Consider the following 21,876-nt stretch of genomic DNA (forward strand, 5'->3'; position numbering starts at 1 on the left):
TTAGAAGACGTCAAAATGCACTCTAGCCCCCATCGTCTAGAGGCCTAGGACACCTCCCTTTCACGGAGGCGACAGGGATTCGAATTCCCTTGGGGGTATTTTTAGTTAGCTTAAGCACCTCACGGCTTCTCCCAAATAGCTGGGATGCCCTGAGGCGTGAGACCTCAGAGATCGTACGGGCACTACTAGAAACTCGTGCAATCTCTGAATAGAGCTTGATTAGAGCACCGGGAACTTCTGTTAACTCATTTTGATAACTCGTTAAGGAACACCAGGATCTGCGTAAAGTTTGTAGAAATCAGCGCAAAACTGTTGTTACATTAATAAGCGGGGAAACCCAAGCAAGAGTTTCTCTCTGGCAAGGCTTAATTTTCCTCAATTAGTGCTACTCAGTGATGAGCAGTCAGCATTTCAATATATATTTCTCTAGAAAACATTAGGGCACCTTCTGCAATGCAGGACCAACAGATTATCAATCCGATTTCTCAATCTCAGATTCCCCAAGAGCTGTCTGAGAACGTGATTTTGTCTTCCATGAGTGATCTCTACGATTGGGCAAGACTCTCTAGCCTTTGGCCCTTAATGTATGGAACTGCTTGCTGCTTTATTGAAATCGCAGCCATGATTGGCTCTCGATTCGATTTTGATCGCTTTGGTCTGGTGCCTCGTTCTAGTCCCCGGCAGGCTGACCTAATCATTACGGCTGGAACCGTAACCATGAAGATGGCACCTGCGCTAGTGCGACTTTACGAACAAATGCCGGACCCCAAATATGTGATTGCCATGGGCGCATGCACCATCACAGGTGGGATGTTCAGTAGTGACTCTACAACGGCTGTCCGTGGGGTCGACAAACTGATTCCTGTGGACGTCTACTTGCCAGGCTGCCCCCCTCGTCCAGAAGCAGTGATGGACGCCATTGTTAAGCTACGCAAAAAGATCGCCAATGAGGATGTACGTGAGCGAGGCAATCTGATGCAGACCCACCGCTACTACAGCACAACCCACCAAATGAAGGTGGTGCCCCCCATTCATACCGGTGTTTATCTGGAAGCAGCAGCGCGTCAATCTCCTGCTGCAGCTTTGAGTGCAGGTGTGGGCGAAGAAATGACGCCGACCTTAGTCGCAGAGGCTGAAAAGGAAGAAGCGTAAACTGCTCCAAGCACTAGGCTTCTAACTCCTCTATCCATGCTGATGGCAACTTTAAGTCAGCACTACTATTTCAATGAAACGTCATGACCAGTGATCTGGAAACCCAGTTGCAGCAACTTCGGCAAGAGGCAGAAGCTGCAATTACCTCCTCTGACACCCTCGGAAATCTAGAAACGCTTCGGGTTAGCTATCTGGGCAAGAAAGGTCAGCTTTCTCAAATCCTGAAAGGGATGGGCAAGCTAGATGCCTCTGAACGGCCCAGGATTGGGGGATTAGCCAATCAGGTCAAGGAAGCGTTGCAGCAGGGGCTGGAGCAGAAAAAATCAGATCTAAACCAGGCGGCGATTGCAGCTCAACTGGCCGCAGAGACTTTAGATGTGACCATGCCTGGAACCTACGTTCCCCAAGGGCATATTCACCCCCTGAATAGCACCATTGACAAAGCGCTAGATATTTTTGTGGGCTTAGGGTACACCATTGCCCAAGGTCCCGAGATGGAAACGGACTACTATAACTTTGAAGCCTTAAATACTCCGCCCGATCACCCGGCTCGGGATATGCAGGATACGTTTTATCTCCCGGATGGCAATCTGCTGCGCACCCATACGTCTGCAGTTCAGATTCACTATATGGAAGACCATGAACCACCGATTCGGATTGCGGCTCCGGGGCGCTGTTATCGTCGGGATACGGAAGATGCTACTCATGCGGCTGTCTTCCATCAAATAGAGATTTTAGCGGTGGATAAGGGGCTAACCTTTACGGATCTTAAAGGCACGATCAAAGTCTTTATAGAACAGATGTTTGGGGATGTGCCGATTCGGTTTCGAGCGAGTTATTTCCCCTTTACTGAGCCCTCTGCGGAGGTGGATGTGCAGTGGAAGGGCCGCTGGCTTGAGGTCTTAGGTTGCGGCATGGTTGATCCCAATGTGCTCAAAAATGTGGGCTACGATCCTGAGGTCTATACTGGGTTCGCTGCAGGCTTTGGGGTGGAGCGATTTGCGATGGTCCTTCACCAAATTGACGATATTCGGCGGTTGTACACTAGCGATTTGCGATTTTTACGCCAATTCTAGAAGATTCTTATTCTGTGCCCGTAGGGCGTTTCTAGTGAATGGGTAATGCAGGTCATTAGACTCTAGGTAGAGGAAATATTTTTGGGGAAGATAGATCGCATCTCTCCTCCACCCACTAGATCTCACCTGAATCTTTGGCTAACAACGTACCTTCAAGTCATGCAGCATTACGAACACAGCCAGCCGCTCAACGCCAATGTCACTTCCCAGCATTCATAATGTCTGCGACCCCCATTAACTCAGCCAAACTCAGGACTGCACTATCCACCCCGCTTCAGATCGGTCCTTTTATGGTTAACAGTCGGGTGCTGCAATCGCCTTTATCTGGCGTCACGGATTTAGTCTTTCGTCGATTGGTTCGACGATACGCGCCTGAATCAATGCTCTACACCGAAATGGTCCATGCCAGCCAGGTCTGCCATGCCCGTGAACTCTCCAAAGTCATGGACGTGGATTTGGATGAGCAGCCGATTAGTGTGCAGCTGTTTGACTGTCGGCCCCATTTTCTAGCAGAAGCCGCCCAAATGGCCGTCCAGGAAGGGGCAGATACCATTGATTTAAACATGGGTTGTCCCGTGAATAAGATCACCAAAAAAGGAGGCGGATCTTCGCTACTGCGGGATCCAGAGACGGCAGAAGCCATCGTCCGAGCAGTGGTGGCGGCAGTTGAGGTGCCTGTGACAGTCAAGACCCGCATTGGCTGGAAAGAGGACGAAATTAATATTTTGGAGTTCGCTCAACGGATGCAGGATGCAGGGGCAAAAATGATTACAGTGCATGGACGCACACGAGCCCAGGGTTACAATGGTCCCGCCCAGTGGCATTGGATCAAGCAGGTCAAAGAACAGCTCTCCATTCCAGTCATTGCCAATGGCGATATTGTCTCCGTGGAATCAGCAATGGCCTGTTTAGAAATGACCGGAGCAGATGGGGTGATGTGCTCGCGCGGGACGTTGGGCTATCCCTATTTGGTGGGAGAAATTGATTATTTCCTCAAAACTGGACAGCAAAAGGCTCCACCCACCATCGTTGAACGCTTGCAATGTGCACGGGAGCATTTGCAAGGGCTGTGGGAGTACAAGGGCATCAAAGGGATTCATCAAGCCCGTAAGCATATGACTTGGTATGTCAAAGGGTTTGTCGGTGCGGCTGAATTACGAGATCGCCTCTGTCGGATTAATAGCGTCGAAGAAGGTCTAGATTTATTGGACCAAACCATAGACGGTAATCCCACCCCGCAGACTTAACTCGGTTCCCTACAATGTAGAAATGGACCGCTCCATTGCTGGAGATCCATCCCTCATTCGCAATGCATGGGATTGACGTAGAGTTTTTTGATCAAACGACAGAACATTATGAGCAACGACACCCCCATCGCCGCCCAGAATAATCCCCTCCTCCTCTGTGAAGGCTTACCCCCTTTTGACCAAATTGAGGCAGAGCACGTGCTGCCTGCCATCACCCAGTTGTTAACGGAGCTAGAGCAGGACTTACAAACCCTAGAAGCAGAGGTCCAACCCACTTGGACGGGCTTGGTAGAGCCTTTAGAACAGCTCGGAGACCGCTTGAGCTGGAGCTGGGGTATTATCGGGCATTTGATGGGGGTCAAGAATTCTCCAGAATTACGGGAAGCCTATGAAGCAGGCCAACCTAAGGTGGTGGAATTTATTAACCGCTTGAGTCAGAGTCGTCCCATTTACGAGGCATATAAGCAACTTCAACAGAGTCCAGACTGGTCTCAGCTTGATCCCGCTCAGCAGCGGATCGTGGAGAGTGCTATTCGAGATGCAGAGCTGTCAGGGGTGGGCCTCACTGGAGAGGCCAAAGAGCGATTTAATCAGATTCAGCTAGAGCTAGCGAATCTCTCGACTCAGTTTTCCAATCATGTCTTAGATGCCACCAAGGCCTTTAATATCTTGTTGACCAATCCCAAGGAAGTCGCAGGCTTGCCACCAAGTCTATTAAGTCTGGCAGCCCAGGCAGCCCGATCCGTGGGGGAGAAAGATTCCACACCCGAGCATGGTCCCTGGTTGATGACCCTCGATATTCCCTGTTTTGGTCCGTTTATGCAGCATAGCCAGCGCCGTGACTTACGGGAAAAGCTCTATCGCGCCTATATTAGTCGGGCATCTGAAGGGGAATTTGATAACACCGACATTATTGACCGGATTCTGGAATTGCGGAAAGAAGAAGCCAAGCTGCTAGGCTTTACAACCTATGCGGAAGCAAGTCTCGCCAGCAAAATGGCCCCCACAGTGTCTGCCGTTGAAACCCTACAGGAGCAGCTTCGACAGGCCAGTTTTGATCAAGCCACTGCAGAACTCGACACCCTGAAAACCTTTGCCCAGGAACAAGAATCTGAGGAAGACAGCGATCTGAAACACTGGGATGTCAGTTTCTGGGCCGAACGCCAGCGGGAAGCCAAGTTTGATATTACTGATGAGCAACTGCGCCCCTATTTCCCCCTGCCCCAGGTCTTAGACGGCTTGTTTAATCTGATCAATCGTCTATTTGGGGTGATGGTGACCGCCGCCGATGGCCAAGCGCCGGTTTGGCAGGAAGATGTGCGCTATTTTCAAGTGGCCAATGAACAGGGAGAGCCTATCGCCCACTTCTATTTGGATCCCTACTCCCGACCCGCAGAGAAGCGGGGCGGGGCCTGGATGGATGAATGTTTGGGGCGGGCCAAGTTCCATCGGGGCGATACGGTCAAGACTCGCTTACCCGTCGCCTACCTGATTTGTAATCAAACCCCCCCGGTCGATGGCAAACCCAGTTTAATGACCTTCCGAGAGGTGGAAACCCTCTTCCATGAGTTTGGCCATGGGTTACAGCATATGCTCACCCAGGTGGATTATGCCGGAGCAGCAGGCATCAACAATGTGGAATGGGATGCCGTCGAACTGCCTAGTCAGTTTATGGAAAATTGGTGCTACGACCGCCAAACCCTGATGGGGATGGCCAAGCACTATGAGACGGGCGAGTCATTGCCGGAAGAGTATTACCAAAAGCTATTGGCAGCTCGTACCTATATGAGCGGCAGTGCCATGCTGCGGCAGCTCCACTTTGGCATGGTGGACATGGAACTACACCATAACTATGAGCCGGGTGGTTCTGAGCAAGTGAAACAGGTGCGCGATCGCATTGCCAAAACCACTACAGTCCTACCGCCTCTCCCCGAAGATTCTTTCCTCTGTTCCTTCGGTCATATATTTGCTGGAGGGTATTCCGCTGGATATTACAGCTACAAATGGGCTGAAGTGCTGAGTGCCGATGCCTTTTCTGCCTTTGAAGAAGCGGGATTAGAGAATGATGCCGCTATCCGAGAGACGGGTCGTCGTTTTCGCGACACTGTCCTAGCATTAGGCGGCAGTCAACATCCCATGGAGGTCTTCAAATCCTTCCGAGGGCGAGAACCGAGTACCGATGCCTTGCTCCGTCATAGTGGCTTAAAACCTCAAATCCTGTAAGGGCATGAACTCTGACAGCTTGGCAACGACATAGCGTTGAGAACCAATACTAGGGTGACCGACAGACAAAAATGCGCTAGGGTACCTCACCATCGTTAAAACATCATTATCTATTGCCAAAAGGATAATGATGCTTTAACAGTTTATATACGCAGAAAGGAATGGCCAGTAGGCATTAAAATTCATTTAAGCCTTCTGGTTACCCTGTCCCATGCCCAGCAACCCTCCATGCAGCCCTCCCAAAGCCCTTTAAACGAAGCCTCTGAAAAACATACCGTTATTCCTTGGGACATGTCTCAGTGTCTTAACCCTGATTGTTTGCATTCAAATCCAGGTGATAGCGAAACCTGCCAGCGTTGTGGGTCATCCTTGTTGTTAAGTGGACGGTATCGGGCGATTCGTTCCCTCGGCGTCGGGGGGTTTTCCTGTACCTTTGCGGCAGTGGATGAGCAATGCTTGCAGGCTCCCTGCGTAATCAAACAGTTTATTCCACCTCCCACTGATGCGAGTCGTGTCGAGAAATCGGTTGCTTTATTCCGGCAGGAAGCCTCGATTTTAAAAGAACTGGGCCATCATCCCCAAATTCCTTCACTTCTAGCTTTTCTGGAGGAGGAAGGTCGACTGTATCTCATCCAAGAATTTATTGAGGGGCAAGACCTGTTTCAAGAAGCCATGCAAACTGGCCCTTTTAATGAGCAACAGGTTCAGCAACTGTTTACAGAACTACTGCCCATCTTGCAATTTATTCATGACCAGCAAGTTGTTCACCGAGATATCAAACCCGGCAATATTCTGCGTCAAGCTAACGGCTCCTTGGTGCTGATCGACTTTGGCGGCTCTTTACAGTTAGAAGGACAATTTCGACCCATCACAGGCACCCCAGGCTACGCTGCTCCAGAACAACTTCAGGGGCAAGTTGAGGCCGCAAGCGATCTGCATAGTTTAGCGGTGACCGGCATGCGTTTGCTGACGGGATATCTGACCCAAGAAGACGCTGATCCCTTTGAGAATCCACAACAACGGCATCAAGTTTGGCATCGTCTCCAGGTCAGTATCGGCCCTGAATTAACCCAAATCTTTGATAATTTGCTGCAGCCTGATGTTCGCCAACGCTATCAATCTGCCACCGAGGTTTGGCAAGCATTGAGTCCTAATGCAAGCCAATCTAGCCCTCTTTTGCCCCATATTCAACCTGTATTATCGCCCTTTCAACCTGCAATGACGACCTTAACCACTATCGTCTTAAAGAGTGAAGTAGGGGCAAACTACACCTATTTAAAAGAATTATTATCTCAACAGAACTATGCAACAGCCGATCAAGAAACCTGGAATCTGCTGCTAAAAATTACGGGTATGGAGGAACAAGGGGCATTAAACATTCAAGCTGTTCAAAACTGTCCTCTACAAGACTTAAAAACGCTCGATTTACTATGGACAGAATTTAGTGGCGGTCATTTTGGATTTTCGGCTCAGAAGCAAATCTATCAACGATTAGGAGGGGGACAAAAACTGGATTACGCAGTTTGGCAAACCTTTGGAAAGCAAGTCGGTTGGTTTATGGATGAACAATGGCAACCCTATGAACAGTTAAGATTTGCACTCAATGCGCCGATTGGTCATTTACCTGCTTGTTTTGCTGATCCCCTCAACCGTCAAGGAGTAGATCGTGGTGTGTATGGATGGTGGCGATTAGGATTTGTATCTTTACTTCACCGCTTAAGTTTTATCGTTGATGAGGATGCGGATAGTGTTGGGCCCGATTGATCCACAATTCAGACACCACATACGATCTGTGCAAATTGGGTTATACGGTTTACTGCAAATAAAGGCAATTCAGAACATAGGTTTGAAGCTATCCTATACTCAGATTTTTAAAATCAGTATCTCACCATTGCATATTCTCTCTCAACATTGGAAAATCACAACAAGGGAACATCTCGACTCAAATACTTTGCTTAATTCAATCAACTATCGCAATCTTGTTTCAATAAAACTTTAAACCCAACCTTTGAACGCTTTCTCTATTTGTCGAGTCTTGACTTACATAAAAATGAGGCTTTTCAGTGATGACACATTCTCCTTCCCCCTTCGAAATCAATGGTGCTGGCCCAGACAATCCACCCCAAAAAGAGGACCGGCCGATCTCCATTGACAATGCAGCTTTTTTGGGAGAAGTCGAGGAAAACAATACAATCACTTTTTCTGGGAACGGCATAACTCCAACAGAGGAATCGCCTTCCCACTCTAACGGTCTATCTCATTCTTTAGAAGAGATAGCGACACTAGATATCGATCCTTCAGAACCTCCAACAGAAGAAGAGATAGCAACACCCGATATCGATCCCTCAGCCCCTCAAACAATACAAGCAACCGAGTTGCCGAGTATCCCTCCTTCAACGACGCGAAATCGCTGGGATTCCTCGGTGAGCCCCCCACTTCTCACTCAGCCCTATAGAAGTGCTTTTAAGGCTAAGGTGATGTCTTGGGCTCTGGCTGTCAGTATGTTGCCGGTTTTAGCGGTGGGCACGGTGACCTACTTTAGTGGACAATCCGTCCAACAGCAACTGACGCAAACGCGTCAGTCGGGGGTGCAGGAGCTGGGAGCAACGGAACAATCCATTCAGCAACAACTTCCCACACTGCTTATTGGCACGGGAATTACTGCTATTTTGGCCGGTGTGATCGCGACTTGGCTAGCTCACCGAGCCACAGACCCTGTGCTCAGAGCTGCCCAAGTCTCTAGCCATATGTTGCATAAAATCCGGCCAGGGATAGGGCAAAAAGAGGAAGCGATACCCGATGCTTTGACTTTGCTGGAGCGGAATATTCGCACCCTTGAAGACTATATTCCTAGCGTCTTAAAACAGCAGGATACTGAGATTGAGCAACTCCAAATGCTCAAGCATATTACGAATAAGATTCGCACCTCGTTGAATGAGGAGGATGTCCTCAACACCACCGTTGTTGAAGCGCGCAAAATCCTGAGGGCAGACCGCGTAATTGTCTATGGATTCGATGAAAATTGGTATGGCACGATCGTCGCTGAATCGGTCATTCCAGGACTACCCAAGTCTTTATGGTCTGAGATTCGAGATCCTTGTTTTGCTGAACAGTATGTAGACAAATACCGGGCAGGCCGCATACAGGCCATTGATAATGTCTATGAAGCGGGCCTCACGGATTGTCATTTGGCTCAACTGGAACCGTTTCAAGTCAAGGCAAATCTGGTGGTGCCGATTCTCCGAGAACAGAAACTCTTTGGTTTATTGATTGCCCATCAATGTTCCCAGCCTCGGGTATGGCAAGAAGGAGAGATCAATTTCTTTGCTCAAGTGGCCTCTCAAGTGGGTTTTGCCCTTGAGCATTCACGATTACTCGTCCAGGTTGAAGACGCAACTCAAACTGCGATCGCACAGTCTCATCAAGCTAGTCAAGACTATGAAATTCTGCAACAGCGTCTTTCACAACTGTCAGCCGAGAGTAATGGGGTCGTTGAGCTTTTCGGCACAGACGCGAATACAGCCATTACTCATACTCAAGATCAGATGCATGAGATTGCCGAAATGGCGGATCAGATTCATTTGATTCTGAACGAAATATCCCAAACGCAACAACAGTCACAAATTGTGACCCAAGAAAGCCAGACGGCCATTGCCAATACGGTCAATCACATTAAAGGCCTCAGTGGCCTCATGGAGACAGCCGATCTGCCCATGCCCACCTCACAGCAGCCCACCGAACAACTGGGTGAATTAATTAACTTGATGGGGCATGTGGTGTCTCAAGTGCAGTTACAAGCGATGAATGCCGCCTTGGAAGCGGCTCGTGCAGGGTCGGCGGGGCAATCCTTTGCCGAGATTGCTGAGAAGGTACATGGGTTATCTCGACAGCTGGATGCCACCCTCACCGATGTGAAGCCCTTGATCAACCATATCCAAGCAACCGTCCCAACAACTGGTATAGCGACGGAAAAAAATACGCTGGTTGCGGATGTACAGTTACTAGACACCACTCAGGTCAAGCTTGAGGCCCTTAATAGCCTGCAACAGCGGGTCTTCGATCTTATACAACAAGTATCTGAAGTCACCACCAACCAGGTTGAGCTATCGGTATTAGGACATAAAAGCTTAGAGCATCTCGCCAGTACGACATTGAATGCGACTGAGCAGTCCTCCCAGATCGCAGAAACAGTCCAACAGTTAATGGCTCCCACTTCTGTTGACTCCCTTCTGGAAGACAATCAGTCTGCGTAAGACAAGCGTTCTGCTGAATCCTACGATTGTCAACTTGTCTTAATTATTTTTCAGGATACTGCTATTCTGCATGTAAATTCATGACCAATACAAGGAAGCCAGCGATGGCCAATGATACGCCACTGCGCGATCCTGCCTATCAACTCTATTTTCAAGAAGCCTTAGAACTTTTACTGCAGATTGATACGACATTGCAAGAAGTACTGCAAATTCCCAGCAAACAGGCCACCGCTTTTTTACTGGACATGACTCAAACGTTGCATGATGGCGCCCAATCTCTCAGTCTCCCTTTACTATCGGATGCTGCCCAGGCCTTTGAAGAGCTAATGTTTCGATTTCAGCAAGATCCCTTAGCGGCGACGCCGGATGAGACTGACGCGATCAAACAAGCCTATAAAGATATGCAAACGGCGCTAGTCGACTATATCCCAGGCTCAACGAACCCAGAGCCTCTGGCGCCGAAGGACGCGCTGCCAGAGGAGCCTGAGGAGTCGGAGGAGCCTGAGGAGTCCTTCACCTCAACGGATGCACCTGAGGCTGGCCATGATGTCACCGCTTTAATGTTGACCACTGACGTGGCTGAAATTTTGGAGCAGCTGGATCAAGTCCTGATCAATCCCCAGGTCTATGACTTAACCGATGAATTGAAAGGTCATACAGAAGCCCTTTTAGGCTGGGGAGAGGTCCTTGAACTGAGTGAATTCATCGCGATTGCCCAATCCACCCTGGAGATGCTGGAGAGTAATCCTCAAGCCTCCATATCCATTGGCCAGCTCTCTCTCGCGGGTTTCCAGGCCGCTTATAAAACCGCTTTACAAGCGCTGCAGACCCCTCCTGCTTCTCAATCCACCAAGGACGCTCAATCTATCCCTTCCGAACATCCTAGGGTTGGTGTTGCTGAAATTCCAACTGCCGAATCCTTATCGTCCTCTGATGAGGTGACGCTCAATACGAGCTTGCTGTTTGTGTGGCAGCAAGAAAAACTGTTCTTTACGATTCCTTCTGAAGCAGTGATTGAAATCCTAATCCCCAGAGCTGAGCAGATGATGGGGAATGAGCACCAGCGCTGTTTGAGTTGGCAACAACAGTTTATTCCCATTCATTCCTTAGGGGCGTTACTCAATCAGGGCGAGGCCGACTGGCCTTGCCTTACGGCTGCTCCAACACCTGAGGGGACCGCTGGTTCACTGGCATTTGGCACCTCACCCCTGATTATTGCGCAGCAAGGGGGACAAACCCTAGCGTTGGAGGTTGATATTGCCCGCTTAGTGACGGAACCGGAATTAACGTTACATATTCCAGACAAATCACAGCAGAGTTGTCCTTATTTCTGTGGTGAAACGGTGTTAGGACAAGGGGATTTCTATGGCGTGATTGATATTACAACCTTACTCAATGACACCTTGGATTTAAGTCCTCTACCGATGCCAAAAACGGCACAACTGCCCAAGCCAACCCCATCCTCTCGTCCATCTCGCCCCTCTCGTCCTGCCAAGCCCGTTAAAAGGCCGCGATCGCAAACGACGATTCTGGTGGTCGATGATTCAAAAACCGTCAGAATGACGGTGAGTATGGCGTTGAAGTCTGCAGGGTATCAAATCTTAGAGGCGGCTGATGGTACGCTAGCCATTCAACAGCTCGAACAACATCCTGAGATCCATCTGGTGTTATGTGATGTCGAAATGCCGAATATGAATGGATTTGAATTCCTAGAATATCGTTGTCGCCAGCCCGCCATTGCCAATATCCCTGTGGTGATGCTTAGCACCTGCAGCAGCGATCAGCATCAGCATTTGGCGAATACTTTGGGCGCTAATGCCTATTTGACCAAACCTTACGAAGAGTCTAGCTTGCTGGCAACCTTACAGGCGTTAATTCGCTAGCCGCGCCTATCTCTGGCTAGCTAGAGGAACTCGTTTAGATCGCCTCTAGCTCATGCTCGCCCAGGTGGGCTCGAAATCTTTTATTAAACTTGACCAGGTAGGGATAATTGGCGCTCACTTCTCGCCCTTGCCAGTCCTGGATCACCTGAATCAGTTCGCCTTCTAACCCTTTTATATCAAAGGGTTGGTTTCGGTGTTCGGGATGATGATGGCAAATTACTGATTCTTTGACACGGACTTGATCACCTACTTGCATAACTTAGCCAATTAATCTCAACAGGGGCATACCAAGGCTGGGGCTCATGTGATTGAGCAATACCCAATAGCCTCTATTAATCTTTGCACAAGATGGACCGTTGCTGATAAGCCCCTTTCAGGATTTGTAGCTGGCCCCTAGCCTAAAAATCAGGCCAAAGCCCAAGTCTGACCTTTGATAAGAGGTTAGAGGGATGTAACAGTAAGTCACAATTTTGGGTGGGCAACAATCCCGCGTTAGCATAGCTTCAATCCTCCATTACGCCATCCATGCTAAGTGCCCACCAAGCTGAATCCATGATTCTCGGGGTTGTCCAACCTCTGATTGACCCAGAAGTGACTTCCCTTCTCCACGCTCAACAGCGGATCCTAGCCCAGGACATCGTCAGCTCTCTAGATTTTCCCTATTGGGATAACTCCGCGATGGATGGTTATGCGGTTCGCTATCAGGATCTAAAGGGATGCCATCCCGATCAGCCAATCACCTTGGATATTGTGGCCGAAATCCCTGCGGGGACCTGTCCTCAGAGAGAGCTGACCGCTGGACAAGCCGCACGTATTTTTACAGGCGCAATGCTGCCTGAAGGGGCTGACACGGTGGTGATGCAGGAACAGACGCAACGACTCGGAGATCGCGTCCAGATTCTTACCTGTCCCCAATCCGGAGCGTTTGTGCGACCGAAAGGGGCGTATTATCAGGCTGGCACCCCCGTTTTGGCACAGGGGATGGTCCTGACACCCCCCGATATTGCGATTTTGGCAACGGTACAATGCTCGGAGATTCCGGTGTACCGCCGTCCCAAGGTGGCCATTCTCTCCACGGGTAATGAATTGATTGCGCCCGATCAACCCTTACAACCGGGGCAAATTGTCGATTCTAATCGGTATGCTCTCGCGGCCTTAGTTGAGGCCACAGGTGCCGAGGTGCGGCTATTGGATCCTGTGGGCGATCAACAGGCTGATTTAAGGGCTGCGATCGCAGAGGCTATTCGCAGCGCTGATATGGTGATTTCCTCAGGCGGTGTTTCCGTGGGGGATTACGACTATGTGGATCAGGTTTTAGCAGAATTAAAGGCCGAACTGCATGTGCGCTCTGTGGCAGTAAAACCCGGTAAACCCTTAACTGTAGCGACGTTCCCTCCCCAAAACACCCCTCAGCCAGTGCTGTATTTTGGTCTGCCCGGCAATCCGGTCTCGGCACTGGTTAGCTTTTGGCGATTTGTGCAGCCAGCCCTGCGGAAGTTATCGGGGCAGCGATCTCCTTGGGGACCCACCTTTGTGGAAGCCAGGACTCAACATCCCTTACCCGCAGGCGGCTCACGAGAGACTTATTTATGGGGACAATTAAGTCTGAAGGCCGGACGCTACGAATTTGCGATCGCAGGCGGCAGTCATAGCTCTGGCAACTTGATCAATTTAGCCCAAACGAATGGGCTAGCGGTGTTACCCCTTGATCATCCTGCCCTTGAGGCCGGTGAAACGGTGCAAGTGATGCAGGTGGGCACGGTCACACTCTAGGCCGTCTCTGAATCGGTCGAACCGCTAGGACAACAGCAGTGGAGGCCAAAAGACGGGCCTATCTGATTGTGCCCCATTGGCATTCTTCGTTCCTCAGTCTAAACTGTTGCCAAGCTAGAGCAGCCTCACAGGGATTTTCGGGGGTGATACCGCTGTTCAGGCAGCTAAGGTCAAGCAACTAAAACGGACTTGAGGAGTGATGGGCATGGCCGCGGCCAAAATTAAACCCAAAGATCGGGATGCAGTAATTCAGGCCTTGCAAGCAGGTGTCGTGCCTCGCAAAGGTCAGCATTTAATTCAAGTGGGACGAGCAGAAGAGATTAAAGCCGTTTTGCGGGATGTGGAGCGCATTGCCGCAGGCGGGGCAGCCGTTCGTTTTATTATCGGTGAGTATGGCTCTGGTAAAACCTTTTTCTTAAATTTGACTCGCACTATTGCCCTAGAAAAAAAGCTGGTGACGGCCCATGCCGATCTGACCCCGGATCGGCGTCTGCATGCTTCTAGTGGGCAAGCCCGGTCGCTGTATACGGAATTAATGGCCAATCTGTCGACGCGCACTAAGCCGGATGGCGGGGCCTTACCGAGTGTGGTGGAACGATTTGTGACCTCGGCGATGACGGAGGGGCGCGATCGCAACCTCAACCCTGAAGACATTATTCGTGAACGATTAGCGCATCTATCAGAATTTGTGGGTGGCTATGACTTTGCTGAGGTGATTGCTGCCTACTGGCGAGGCCACGACAGCGGTGATGATACCTTGAAAGCCAATGCCGTCCGTTGGCTCCGAGGAGAATTTTCGACCAAAACTGAAGCGCGATCGGCCTTAGGAGTCCGAACCATCGTTGATGATACCAATGTCTATGATCAGCTGAAGCTATTCGCTCAGTTGGTGAAATTGGCAGGATACGACGGCTTTTTGATTTGTTTGGACGAACTCGTAAACCTATACAAGCTCTCCAATACCCAGGCTCGTAAAAGTAATTACGAACAGATCCTGCGCATCCTCAATGACTGTTTACAGGGCACAGCCGGTCATTTAGGGTTTATGTTTGGCGGTACACCCGATTTCCTGATGGATACGCGGCGGGGGCTATATAGCTATCCGGCCCTCCAAACGCGCTTAGCGGAAAATAGTTTCGCCAGTAATGGTTTGGTGGATTACAGCGGCCCTGTTTTACGCTTAGCCAATCTGAGTCCAGAGGATTTGTACGTGTTGCTCGGTAAAATTCGCCTTGTGTTTGCCGAAGGAAATCCCAAGAAATCACGCCTGCCAGACAAAGGTATTCAAGCCTTTATGGCTCACTGTTCTGAGTATATTGGGGAGGCTTATTTCCGTACCCCTCGCAATACCATCAAGGCGTTTGTAGATTTGCTAGCCGTCCTCGATCAAAATACCCAGGTGTCCTGGCAAGACTTGGTGTCGAAGGTCAAAATAGGAACGGAGGCGACCTCCATCTCCAGTTCACGGCCATCCTCCCAGAATGGGCAGAAAAAACCTGTCAATGATGATTTGGCTTCTTTTAAGCTGTAGACTTGCCATTCCTTTGCCAATGGCCCACTGCCAAGGGTTAGCTAAGCAGCAGGTGATTGATTGAATTTCAGCAACTCTTTGGTAATGCTCTTCAAACACCCCAGACTTAACGCCGCATTCGCCATCCAAGCAATAGCCCAAATGGATATAAATCGACGGCGGGCTTCATCATTGCCACTGGTGTTGACGAATCGCCAGTACCCATAGGGATTCGGCGGTAGAAGTTTTTTGAGTGAGTTCAGGGCAACGACCGAGAGGGCTTTGTTTTGACTCAGCTGAATATAGAGCTGTCCCGTTCCGACTCGATAGCCTTTTTTCACTAATGAAGTCAGATTGCGGGCCGGATGCGATATCTTTGCCCCCGGTGAATAGACGAGCTTAAAGCCAGCATCCGTAGCTTTTTTAGTCCACTGAAAATCGCCGCCTGATTGAAGACTGGCGTCAAACAGACCTAAGGCATCAAAAACACGTCGATACACCAATAAATTAGCGGTGACGGTGAGTTGTCTCGTCTCGATATTTTTTTTGACTTGCAAAGCAGTAATGGAGTCAAAAAGCTCTGCGGAGGATTTGGGGGATGAAAATAAAAAATCAATTTTGCCACCGACTAAATCAGCTGCTTCAGATTCGAGGGACTGAACGCCCTTTTCAATCCACTCAATGCTAGGAATACAGTCTGAATCGGTAAAGGCAAGAATGTCACTTGCCGATATAGCAATGCCTTTATTTCTAGCAGCATAGGAGCCGGGTTGGGCTTCAAACGCTAATTCGACATTCGGAAATTCATCCGTGACGTCGCTAAGATTTTCAGTGGAATTGTTATCAACGACGATAACAGTGTAGTGAGACTGGGAATAGGTCTGTTTTTTGAGGGCTTGTAGACATAATTTCAACCGCTGTGAATCATTGTAGACAGGGATGATAACAGTAACCTTAGGAACACCCATTGCTGAACCGTATAAATACCACGAACGATAGTTACAACACCGATTAATCAGCTAAATTCGGGATGGTTTGGGAGAATGGCTGGGTAACTGTGCTGATTGGCTCTATTCTCAACAGCCCTCATGAACACAGACCTATTGATCCATAGGACTGATATCCCACTCAGCGCCATAACCATCGCTGCCCGGTCAATCCCACTTAAAAAGCTTTCTGCTAGCTTATCTTAACGGGTGGCAATTGCGCGATATCGCGAACGAGATCAGAAATGCGATGGCCTCCGCTCTGTCGAAGGCCATCGCGATCAGTCAACACCTACGCAACTCGGAGAACATCAACTTAACGCCACTTCTCTCGCCAGGCTCCCATGACATCAAAACCGCCGCTCGCTGCTTTGATCTTCAAGGAACCGTAGTTGAAATAATTACAGACGGGGCCAAAAACGCTGCCACAAATATCGCTAGCGCCTGCCCCTCGTTGAGATCGGGTCCCTAAATGACTGTAGATCGATTGACCCCATTGACCATTGCCAAACCAGGTCGTGAAATAGCGTTTGGGGGCATAGGTGCCACTGGGGCCTACCCGTAATACGCATCGCAATCCCCTACCATGACGGCCCCTTGGCGGTGAAATCAAATCGGCGACTCGATATTGATCAAAGAATTTGCCACAGGTGCGGGCTCGGCGTAAAGGTCGATAGGCGGTTGAGCGAACTTGGATCCATTCTTCATTCCAAGCCCCGGTTACCCGAATGCGATTGGGGGCGATCATGGTGACCCGCAAATTACCCGGAAAATTATTTTTAAAGGATTCGCCATTGCCAAAGATATCGGAGGCATAGCCCCGCATCAGGCGTCCCCGGCCAAAGGCATGCCCCACATGGCGGTAGGTTTTACCATTCCAATTGCCCTCGCCATACCAGGCAATTTTGGGGATTCGTCGTGATCCCTGCCGGATCGATGTGAGTTTAACGCAGCGAATTCCACGTCCTCTTTGTTGGTTTAAGGAGCGGACCACAAAGGTTTTGAGATGGCGTCCACAGGAAAATTTCTGAAGAGACGGGCGACGAGGGCTAAGAGTGGGTTGAAGGCGTGTTTGCGCATGAAGGGCGGGTGCCATAGACAGGGCCAACATTCCACCTAGGGCGATGGATTTCAGTGGGTGGATCGTTTTTGGTTGAACAGACATGACCTGATTCCTATAGAAGATGAAAGGGAAATTCCCTTGTACTGGTCTATAGGTTGAAGTTCGATGGATTATGCAGTCCTGACGGCCAACTCGTGAAAAAATTCTCAGCAACTGGGTAAGTAAGCGGGTGAATACACAAAAAAAGGGCCTAGCAAATGTAGGCCCGCGTTCCTATACATCTGACCAAGGTGTCAGAGCATTTGAAATAAGTGGCGGTATGGTTTAGTCAATGTTGAGATCTCGACGCAACCGTAAATCGAGATCGCGTTCGGGATACACCACAACTAAATCGCGATCGCGACTGGTACGAAAATCTTCATCCTGTCGATCAAAGACTTCTTCGCGTCTGCGATCGCCCAAAATAGTCGCGAGGACATCTCTGACCCCATCAGAGGTCCTCGTTCGCCGAGAAGCGACTCTCCGATTCGGGAAAATAATTTCTGAGAAGGCATCCAGATTGTAACGACGGCCATTGGGCAAAACAATACGTCTGGCATCGTACTGAATACCGCCATCGCGGGGGCGCAAACGACCTTCAATCCGACTATCACGAGGAATAATCACCCGCCCAGTATCATCTGAACGAATATCTTCATCGATGTAGAGGGTGAGATCCTGATTATCGTTTTTGCGAATCACGATGCGATCGCGATTCTTCGCCGTCGTTCGAATGACTCGACCTGCAAACAATCGACCTTTATTAAACTGAAATCGATCACTGCGCCGATCCTCAAATCGGTCGTCGTCATCAAAACGGTCATCATCCTGCTGACAAAAATAGCCACTACGTTGACGCTTGCACTCATAACCCCATCGCTCTGCCGCCTCAGGGAAAGAACGCGGTCGTCGATTAGACTGGGCCTGGACGGCATCAATGCCCAAGCCTGAGCCTAGCAAGACTACGGATGCCAAGGTTGTAGGGAGGAGTCTAATTTTAGATTTCATATGTAACACTGCCTTACAAGGAGTTCAGAAAGGATTCAACAACCGATCGGTATTGTCTCTGACGCCTTAGAAATCTAAATAGTTTCTCCTGAAGGGGTGTCTAGTCCACCGCAGAGGGGGATCCGGCGGTATTCACGGCAGTGGTTTGGCGATAATAGCTGGCAATAATGGCCACCGTTAACCACCACAGGGTATTCACTTCTGGGCGATACCATACGGTGTCCACAAACCCATGGATCAACATGCCAATGATGGATGCGATCGCACCCACCAACCACCACACCTCCTGGCTTTGGAGCTGACGCAGCTTCTGAAACTGCACCCAGGTTTGCTGGAAGATTAAGGCAATCAGCCACATCAAACTGGCAAATCCCACCGCTCCAGTTTCGACCAAGGTTTCTAAATAAATAGAGTAGGCACTGAGGGCCGTGTAGTTGGGCTTTTGAAACAGGGGATAAATTTGGTTAAAGGCCACATTGCCAGGCCCAATCCCTAGGATGGGGCGCTTTTGGATCATGGTCTGCACTGCTTCCCAAACATTGATCCGAAAGTTATTGCTGCTGTCTTCCCGTCCTGCAAAGACACTCAAGGCCCGGTTGCGAAGTGGGGTAACGAATAAAATACCTAAGGCGACCGCTCCCACAATTGTGCCAATCGTCAGGGGGAAAATCCAAATCTGCCAAAAGCGGGGTAAGTAGGGCAAATACCAATACAGTGCCATCATCGCCATTACAAAAATAGCCAGGACTAAGCCAATCCAAGCCCCTCGGCAGCCCGTCCAATACATGCAAGCACAGTGAACCATCAGCATTGTCGCCGCCAAGAGTTTCGCCCCCCAATGCTGCCAAACCACCAGAGCGCAGAGACTGAAAATAATGGCAGGCAGAATATAGGCAGCCAGCAAGTTGGGATTGCCCAAGTAGCTATAGACCCTGACCTCATCCGCCGTGGTCGAGTTGGGATCGACCCAGGTGGCCAAGGCTTCGGCCCCAAAGAATTTTTGCCGCACCCCATAGATGGACACAATCACGGCCGTATGCAGATAGACGGTGATTAGCCAGGATCTCAATCGAGGAGAGCGCACCACCCGTTCCGCCAGAACAAACACAAAAACATACAGGGTCATTTTTACTAGCCCGGAGGCCGCTGCCATCTTGACGGGAGAGAGAACAGTGGCAATTACCGACACCCCCCAGAACAGAAACACCAATAAATAAATCGGTGAAAACCGATGGGGTCTTAGCTCGTCAGAAAGGGTTAGCAATAACCAAAAGCCGCCACAGGCCACCGCTAACAATCCCGTCAAGCTATTAGGGACAAAGGGGGCTAGAGCAAAGACCGCCGTTAGCAAGACCGCGCCAATTTCCTGATGCCATTGCAGCAACCAACTGCCCTGTCGCCATTGGCGCAGGAAGGCGAGCAGCCGCCAAAACAGACTGCCTTGTCGCCATTGCAAAGATTGGATGTTGTGCAAGGTCAATGTCTGCCAAATCGTATTCATAAGACGTTACTGTGTCAGACCGTTCTCCAAGGCAAAGCGTACCAGTTCTGTCCGACTATTGGTGCCTGTTTTACTAAAAAGTCGGCTGACATATTTTTCGACGTTGCGAACGCTGGTTTCTAACCGACGGGCAATTTCTTTATTCATCAGCCCTTCCGCCACCAGATCCAGGACGCTCTGTTCCCGAGGCGTAAAATCAATTTTGATTGTGGGGGTGTTTGGTGTAGGCATGGGTGCTCGGTTCATCAGGATGGCGCGAATTTCGGCCACTTGATTGGCTAGATCGGCAATATCGGTGGTAGCGTTGGCGTCCTTGGCCTCTTTGCGAGTCAGCAGATTAGTAACAATGGCAACAAGCTCATCTGGATCAAAGGGTTTGGAAAGATAAGCGTCCACCCCGGCGTTGTAGCCTTCTATTCGATCTTTAGTCATGCCCCGAGCAGTTAAAAATACAATAGGCAGACGCATAAACCGAGGATCTTCCCGCATTTGGGCCAGGAACTGGTAGCCATCGACTTCCGGCATCATAATGTCGGAAATAATGAGATCGGGAATCCGCTGCTGCAATAGGTCCCATCCAGCTTTGGCATTACTGGCAACATCGACGGTAAAGCCGCTGTCTTCGAGGTAGGCTTGCACGGCTTCCCGCAATCCTGGCTCGTCGTCTACCAATAATAAATGCCCGGTCATAGAATTTCCGTCAATGAGTACTACTAGCTTCAGTTTACCGCCCGAATCTGTCAGTATGAGGGGTGAATTGCTGAACGACGGAAAGAGGAAGGGCGATGCGGTTAGAGTTTGTGCCAGTGGAGGAGTTTTACTTTGCGATTACGCTCTGTGTGCGGGTGCTGACGGAAATTGAAAATCCTGAGTTGGTGGCGCAAATGCAGGAGAAGTTGGCGGCTACCTATGGGCAATCTTCGACGGTGGCGGCGGCTCAGCAGAATAATTTCAATTATGTATTTCGGGTGTATGAGGTGGATTGTGCTCCGGCGGAGGAGCTGATTGTCTCGATTGCGGATTGGGGGGAGGCGTTGCGGTTGAGTAGTGATTTTGGCTGGATGTTGGATGAGAATCGTAAGCCGAAACGGACGGAGAGGTTTGGCCAGCGGGATGAGTTTTTACAGCAGTTAAAAGCTAAATTACAAGAGGAATTTCAGGTTGTCCTCAATGAGCCTACTCCGCTTTAGATGAGATAGCTGTAAATCTGGGTTGCTTTCGCGGACCTGATTTAATTTCCCAAAAAGATAGAAAGGCTACTTTCTATCCTCCAAAAATTCTTTCAAACCCCAACCATAGACTATTTTGAGGGCTGCAAATAGTTTTCTAACGCTTCAGTTACGAGAGCATTGAGATTGATCCCCCGTTGCTGAGCTGCGATCGCAGCCCGCCGATGAAGTTGAGTCCCAGGTCTAATATTGAAGCTGCCTTTGAAGGGACGTTCAGGCTCAATTTTGTTTTCAGCACAATCAGAGAGATATTCATCAACAGCTTCATGAAAAGCAGATTTAAGAGATTGAACGTCTGTGCCCTCATAGCTAATCAAGCTGCGGATAAACTCAACCTTGCCAAAAAATACTTCATCCTCATTACTGAAATTCACAGAGCCAAAGTAGCCTTGGTATTCCATCATATTTTTCATAGCAGCCCCTCCTGATCAAGAATATCCATGACTTGTTCAATCTGGTACTTCTTTAATATTTTGCGTGGATGGGGTTTATGGAGGCTGATCACAAGCCCCTCTTCATTAATAAAGCGCCGTCTTGAACCACCTGTTTTTCCCGTCGATACTTCAGAAAATTGAAAAAAGGACAGTAACGTAACTAACTCGTCCCATGTGAAGTCTTTGGGGCGGGTGAGAAAGCGTTGTATCAGCTTCTCTTTACGCGTCATATAAGAGGCCAAATCTGCTTATATTATCTCTGATGCCACAGACAATAGCAACTATTCTTAGTTGCAAATTCTCAACTGGCCCCTGACTTACCCGAAGAGACTGGCGATAGAATTCTCCCTGCTGCTTCACCCGCAACCCGCCCCAAAGAACCCCGATTAGCGAAATAGATATAACGTGAGTTCGACGAAGAAATAGGGCATGAGAAAAGGCTGGGGCATATATTTGCAGTATGTCGTACCGCTTTACCTCAGCCATGTCTATCAGCTTA

18 protein-coding genes and 1 tRNA gene are annotated in these 21,876 nt (G+C 49.5%); 11 read left to right on the plus strand and 8 right to left on the minus strand.

The features are described from left to right. Positions 1 to 25 precede the first annotated feature (25 nt). The 8 genes from Q0986_RS18920 to Q0986_RS18955 all read left to right on the plus strand — a co-directional run bounded on the left by Q0986_RS18920 (position 26) and on the right by Q0986_RS18955 (position 11,834). Positions 26 to 98 (plus strand) — tRNA-Glu (locus tag Q0986_RS18920). Between the two features lie 355 nt (positions 99 to 453). Next, the gene (locus Q0986_RS18925; protein WP_299414336.1) at positions 454 to 1,152 is read left to right on the plus strand and encodes an NADH dehydrogenase subunit K; all 699 of its coding nucleotides are present in this window, start codon (positions 454 to 456) and stop codon (positions 1,150 to 1,152) included. An 83-nt stretch (positions 1,153 to 1,235) separates the two neighbouring features. Beyond that, positions 1,236 to 2,228 carry a phenylalanine--tRNA ligase subunit alpha gene (gene pheS, locus Q0986_RS18930; RefSeq protein ID WP_299414339.1) on the plus strand — a complete coding sequence of 331 codons (993 nt, stop codon included), beginning with the start codon at positions 1,236 to 1,238 and terminating at the stop codon, positions 2,226 to 2,228. A 218-nt stretch (positions 2,229 to 2,446) separates the two neighbouring features. After that, positions 2,447 to 3,475, plus strand: coding sequence for a tRNA dihydrouridine synthase DusB (gene dusB / locus Q0986_RS18935; RefSeq protein ID WP_299414342.1), 1,029 nt, complete (start codon positions 2,447 to 2,449; stop codon positions 3,473 to 3,475). Positions 3,476 to 3,583: 108 nt separating this feature from the next. Beyond that, complete coding sequence (locus tag Q0986_RS18940; RefSeq protein ID WP_299414346.1) at positions 3,584 to 5,698, plus strand: M3 family metallopeptidase; 2,115 nt, start codon at positions 3,584 to 3,586, stop codon at positions 5,696 to 5,698. Positions 5,699 to 5,926: 228 nt separating this feature from the next. After that, positions 5,927 to 7,462, plus strand: coding sequence for a serine/threonine-protein kinase (locus Q0986_RS18945; RefSeq protein WP_299414349.1), 1,536 nt, complete (start codon positions 5,927 to 5,929; stop codon positions 7,460 to 7,462). 302 nt (positions 7,463 to 7,764) lie between these two features. After that, positions 7,765 to 9,951, plus strand: coding sequence for a GAF domain-containing protein (locus tag Q0986_RS18950; protein WP_299414354.1), 2,187 nt, complete (start codon positions 7,765 to 7,767; stop codon positions 9,949 to 9,951). 80 nt (positions 9,952 to 10,031) lie between these two features. Next, positions 10,032 to 11,834 (plus strand): response regulator, encoded by a 1,803-nt coding sequence (locus Q0986_RS18955; protein ID WP_299414357.1) that lies wholly within the window; start codon positions 10,032 to 10,034, stop codon positions 11,832 to 11,834. 34 nt (positions 11,835 to 11,868) lie between these two features. Here Q0986_RS18955 and Q0986_RS18960 read toward each other — a convergent pair whose 3' ends face one another. Then, positions 11,869 to 12,090: a ferredoxin-thioredoxin reductase variable chain gene (locus Q0986_RS18960; RefSeq protein ID WP_299414360.1), complete on the minus strand. Its 222-nt coding sequence runs from the start codon at positions 12,088 to 12,090 to the stop codon at positions 11,869 to 11,871. 269 nt (positions 12,091 to 12,359) lie between these two features. Between Q0986_RS18960 and glp the strand changes: the two genes are divergently transcribed. Both glp and Q0986_RS18970 read left to right on the plus strand, forming a co-directional pair. Then, a complete protein-coding gene (gene glp, locus Q0986_RS18965; protein ID WP_299414364.1) occupies positions 12,360 to 13,607 on the plus strand; it encodes a gephyrin-like molybdotransferase Glp in 1,248 nt (415 codons plus the stop codon). A 205-nt stretch (positions 13,608 to 13,812) separates the two neighbouring features. After that, on the plus strand, positions 13,813 to 15,138 hold the full coding sequence (locus Q0986_RS18970; RefSeq protein WP_299414367.1) for an ATP-binding protein: 1,326 nt from the start codon (positions 13,813 to 13,815) through the stop codon (positions 15,136 to 15,138). Between the two features lie 41 nt (positions 15,139 to 15,179). Here Q0986_RS18970 and Q0986_RS18975 read toward each other — a convergent pair whose 3' ends face one another. The 5 genes from Q0986_RS18975 to Q0986_RS18995 form a co-directional block, all read right to left on the minus strand. Continuing rightward, entirely contained in the window at positions 15,180 to 16,085 is a 906-nt protein-coding gene (locus Q0986_RS18975; RefSeq protein ID WP_299414371.1) for a glycosyltransferase, read from the minus strand. A 334-nt stretch (positions 16,086 to 16,419) separates the two neighbouring features. Then, positions 16,420 to 17,268, minus strand: coding sequence for a hypothetical protein (locus Q0986_RS18980; protein WP_299414375.1), 849 nt, complete (start codon positions 17,266 to 17,268; stop codon positions 16,420 to 16,422). 222 nt (positions 17,269 to 17,490) lie between these two features. Next, positions 17,491 to 18,213: a hypothetical protein gene (locus tag Q0986_RS18985; RefSeq protein ID WP_299414379.1), complete on the minus strand. Its 723-nt coding sequence runs from the start codon at positions 18,211 to 18,213 to the stop codon at positions 17,491 to 17,493. 100 nt (positions 18,214 to 18,313) lie between these two features. Next, a complete protein-coding gene (locus Q0986_RS18990) occupies positions 18,314 to 19,714 on the minus strand; it encodes an IctB family putative bicarbonate transporter (RefSeq protein WP_299414382.1) in 1,401 nt (466 codons plus the stop codon). Between the two features lie 6 nt (positions 19,715 to 19,720). Beyond that, the gene (locus tag Q0986_RS18995) at positions 19,721 to 20,404 is read right to left on the minus strand and encodes a response regulator transcription factor (protein ID WP_299414385.1); all 684 of its coding nucleotides are present in this window, start codon (positions 20,402 to 20,404) and stop codon (positions 19,721 to 19,723) included. A gap of 95 nt (positions 20,405 to 20,499) precedes the next feature. On the opposite strand from Q0986_RS18995, the gene Q0986_RS19000 reads away from it, so the two are divergent. Next, positions 20,500 to 20,904, plus strand: a complete 405-nt coding sequence (locus Q0986_RS19000; RefSeq protein ID WP_299414388.1) for a hypothetical protein — start codon at positions 20,500 to 20,502, stop codon at positions 20,902 to 20,904. Positions 20,905 to 21,014: 110 nt separating this feature from the next. On the opposite strand, the gene Q0986_RS19005 is transcribed toward Q0986_RS19000, so the two are convergent. Continuing rightward, the gene (locus tag Q0986_RS19005) at positions 21,015 to 21,356 is read right to left on the minus strand and encodes a type II toxin-antitoxin system HicB family antitoxin (RefSeq protein WP_299414391.1); all 342 of its coding nucleotides are present in this window, start codon (positions 21,354 to 21,356) and stop codon (positions 21,015 to 21,017) included. Continuing rightward, positions 21,353 to 21,607, minus strand: coding sequence for a type II toxin-antitoxin system HicA family toxin (locus tag Q0986_RS19010; RefSeq protein ID WP_299414395.1), 255 nt, complete (start codon positions 21,605 to 21,607; stop codon positions 21,353 to 21,355). Before Q0986_RS19010 ends, Q0986_RS19005 begins: the two co-directional genes overlap by 4 nt. Between the last annotated feature and the right edge of the window lie 269 nt (positions 21,608 to 21,876).

Source organism: Acaryochloris sp. IP29b_bin.148, from assembly GCF_028285565.1.
Lineage (GTDB): Bacteria > Cyanobacteriota > Cyanobacteriia > Thermosynechococcales > Thermosynechococcaceae > Acaryochloris.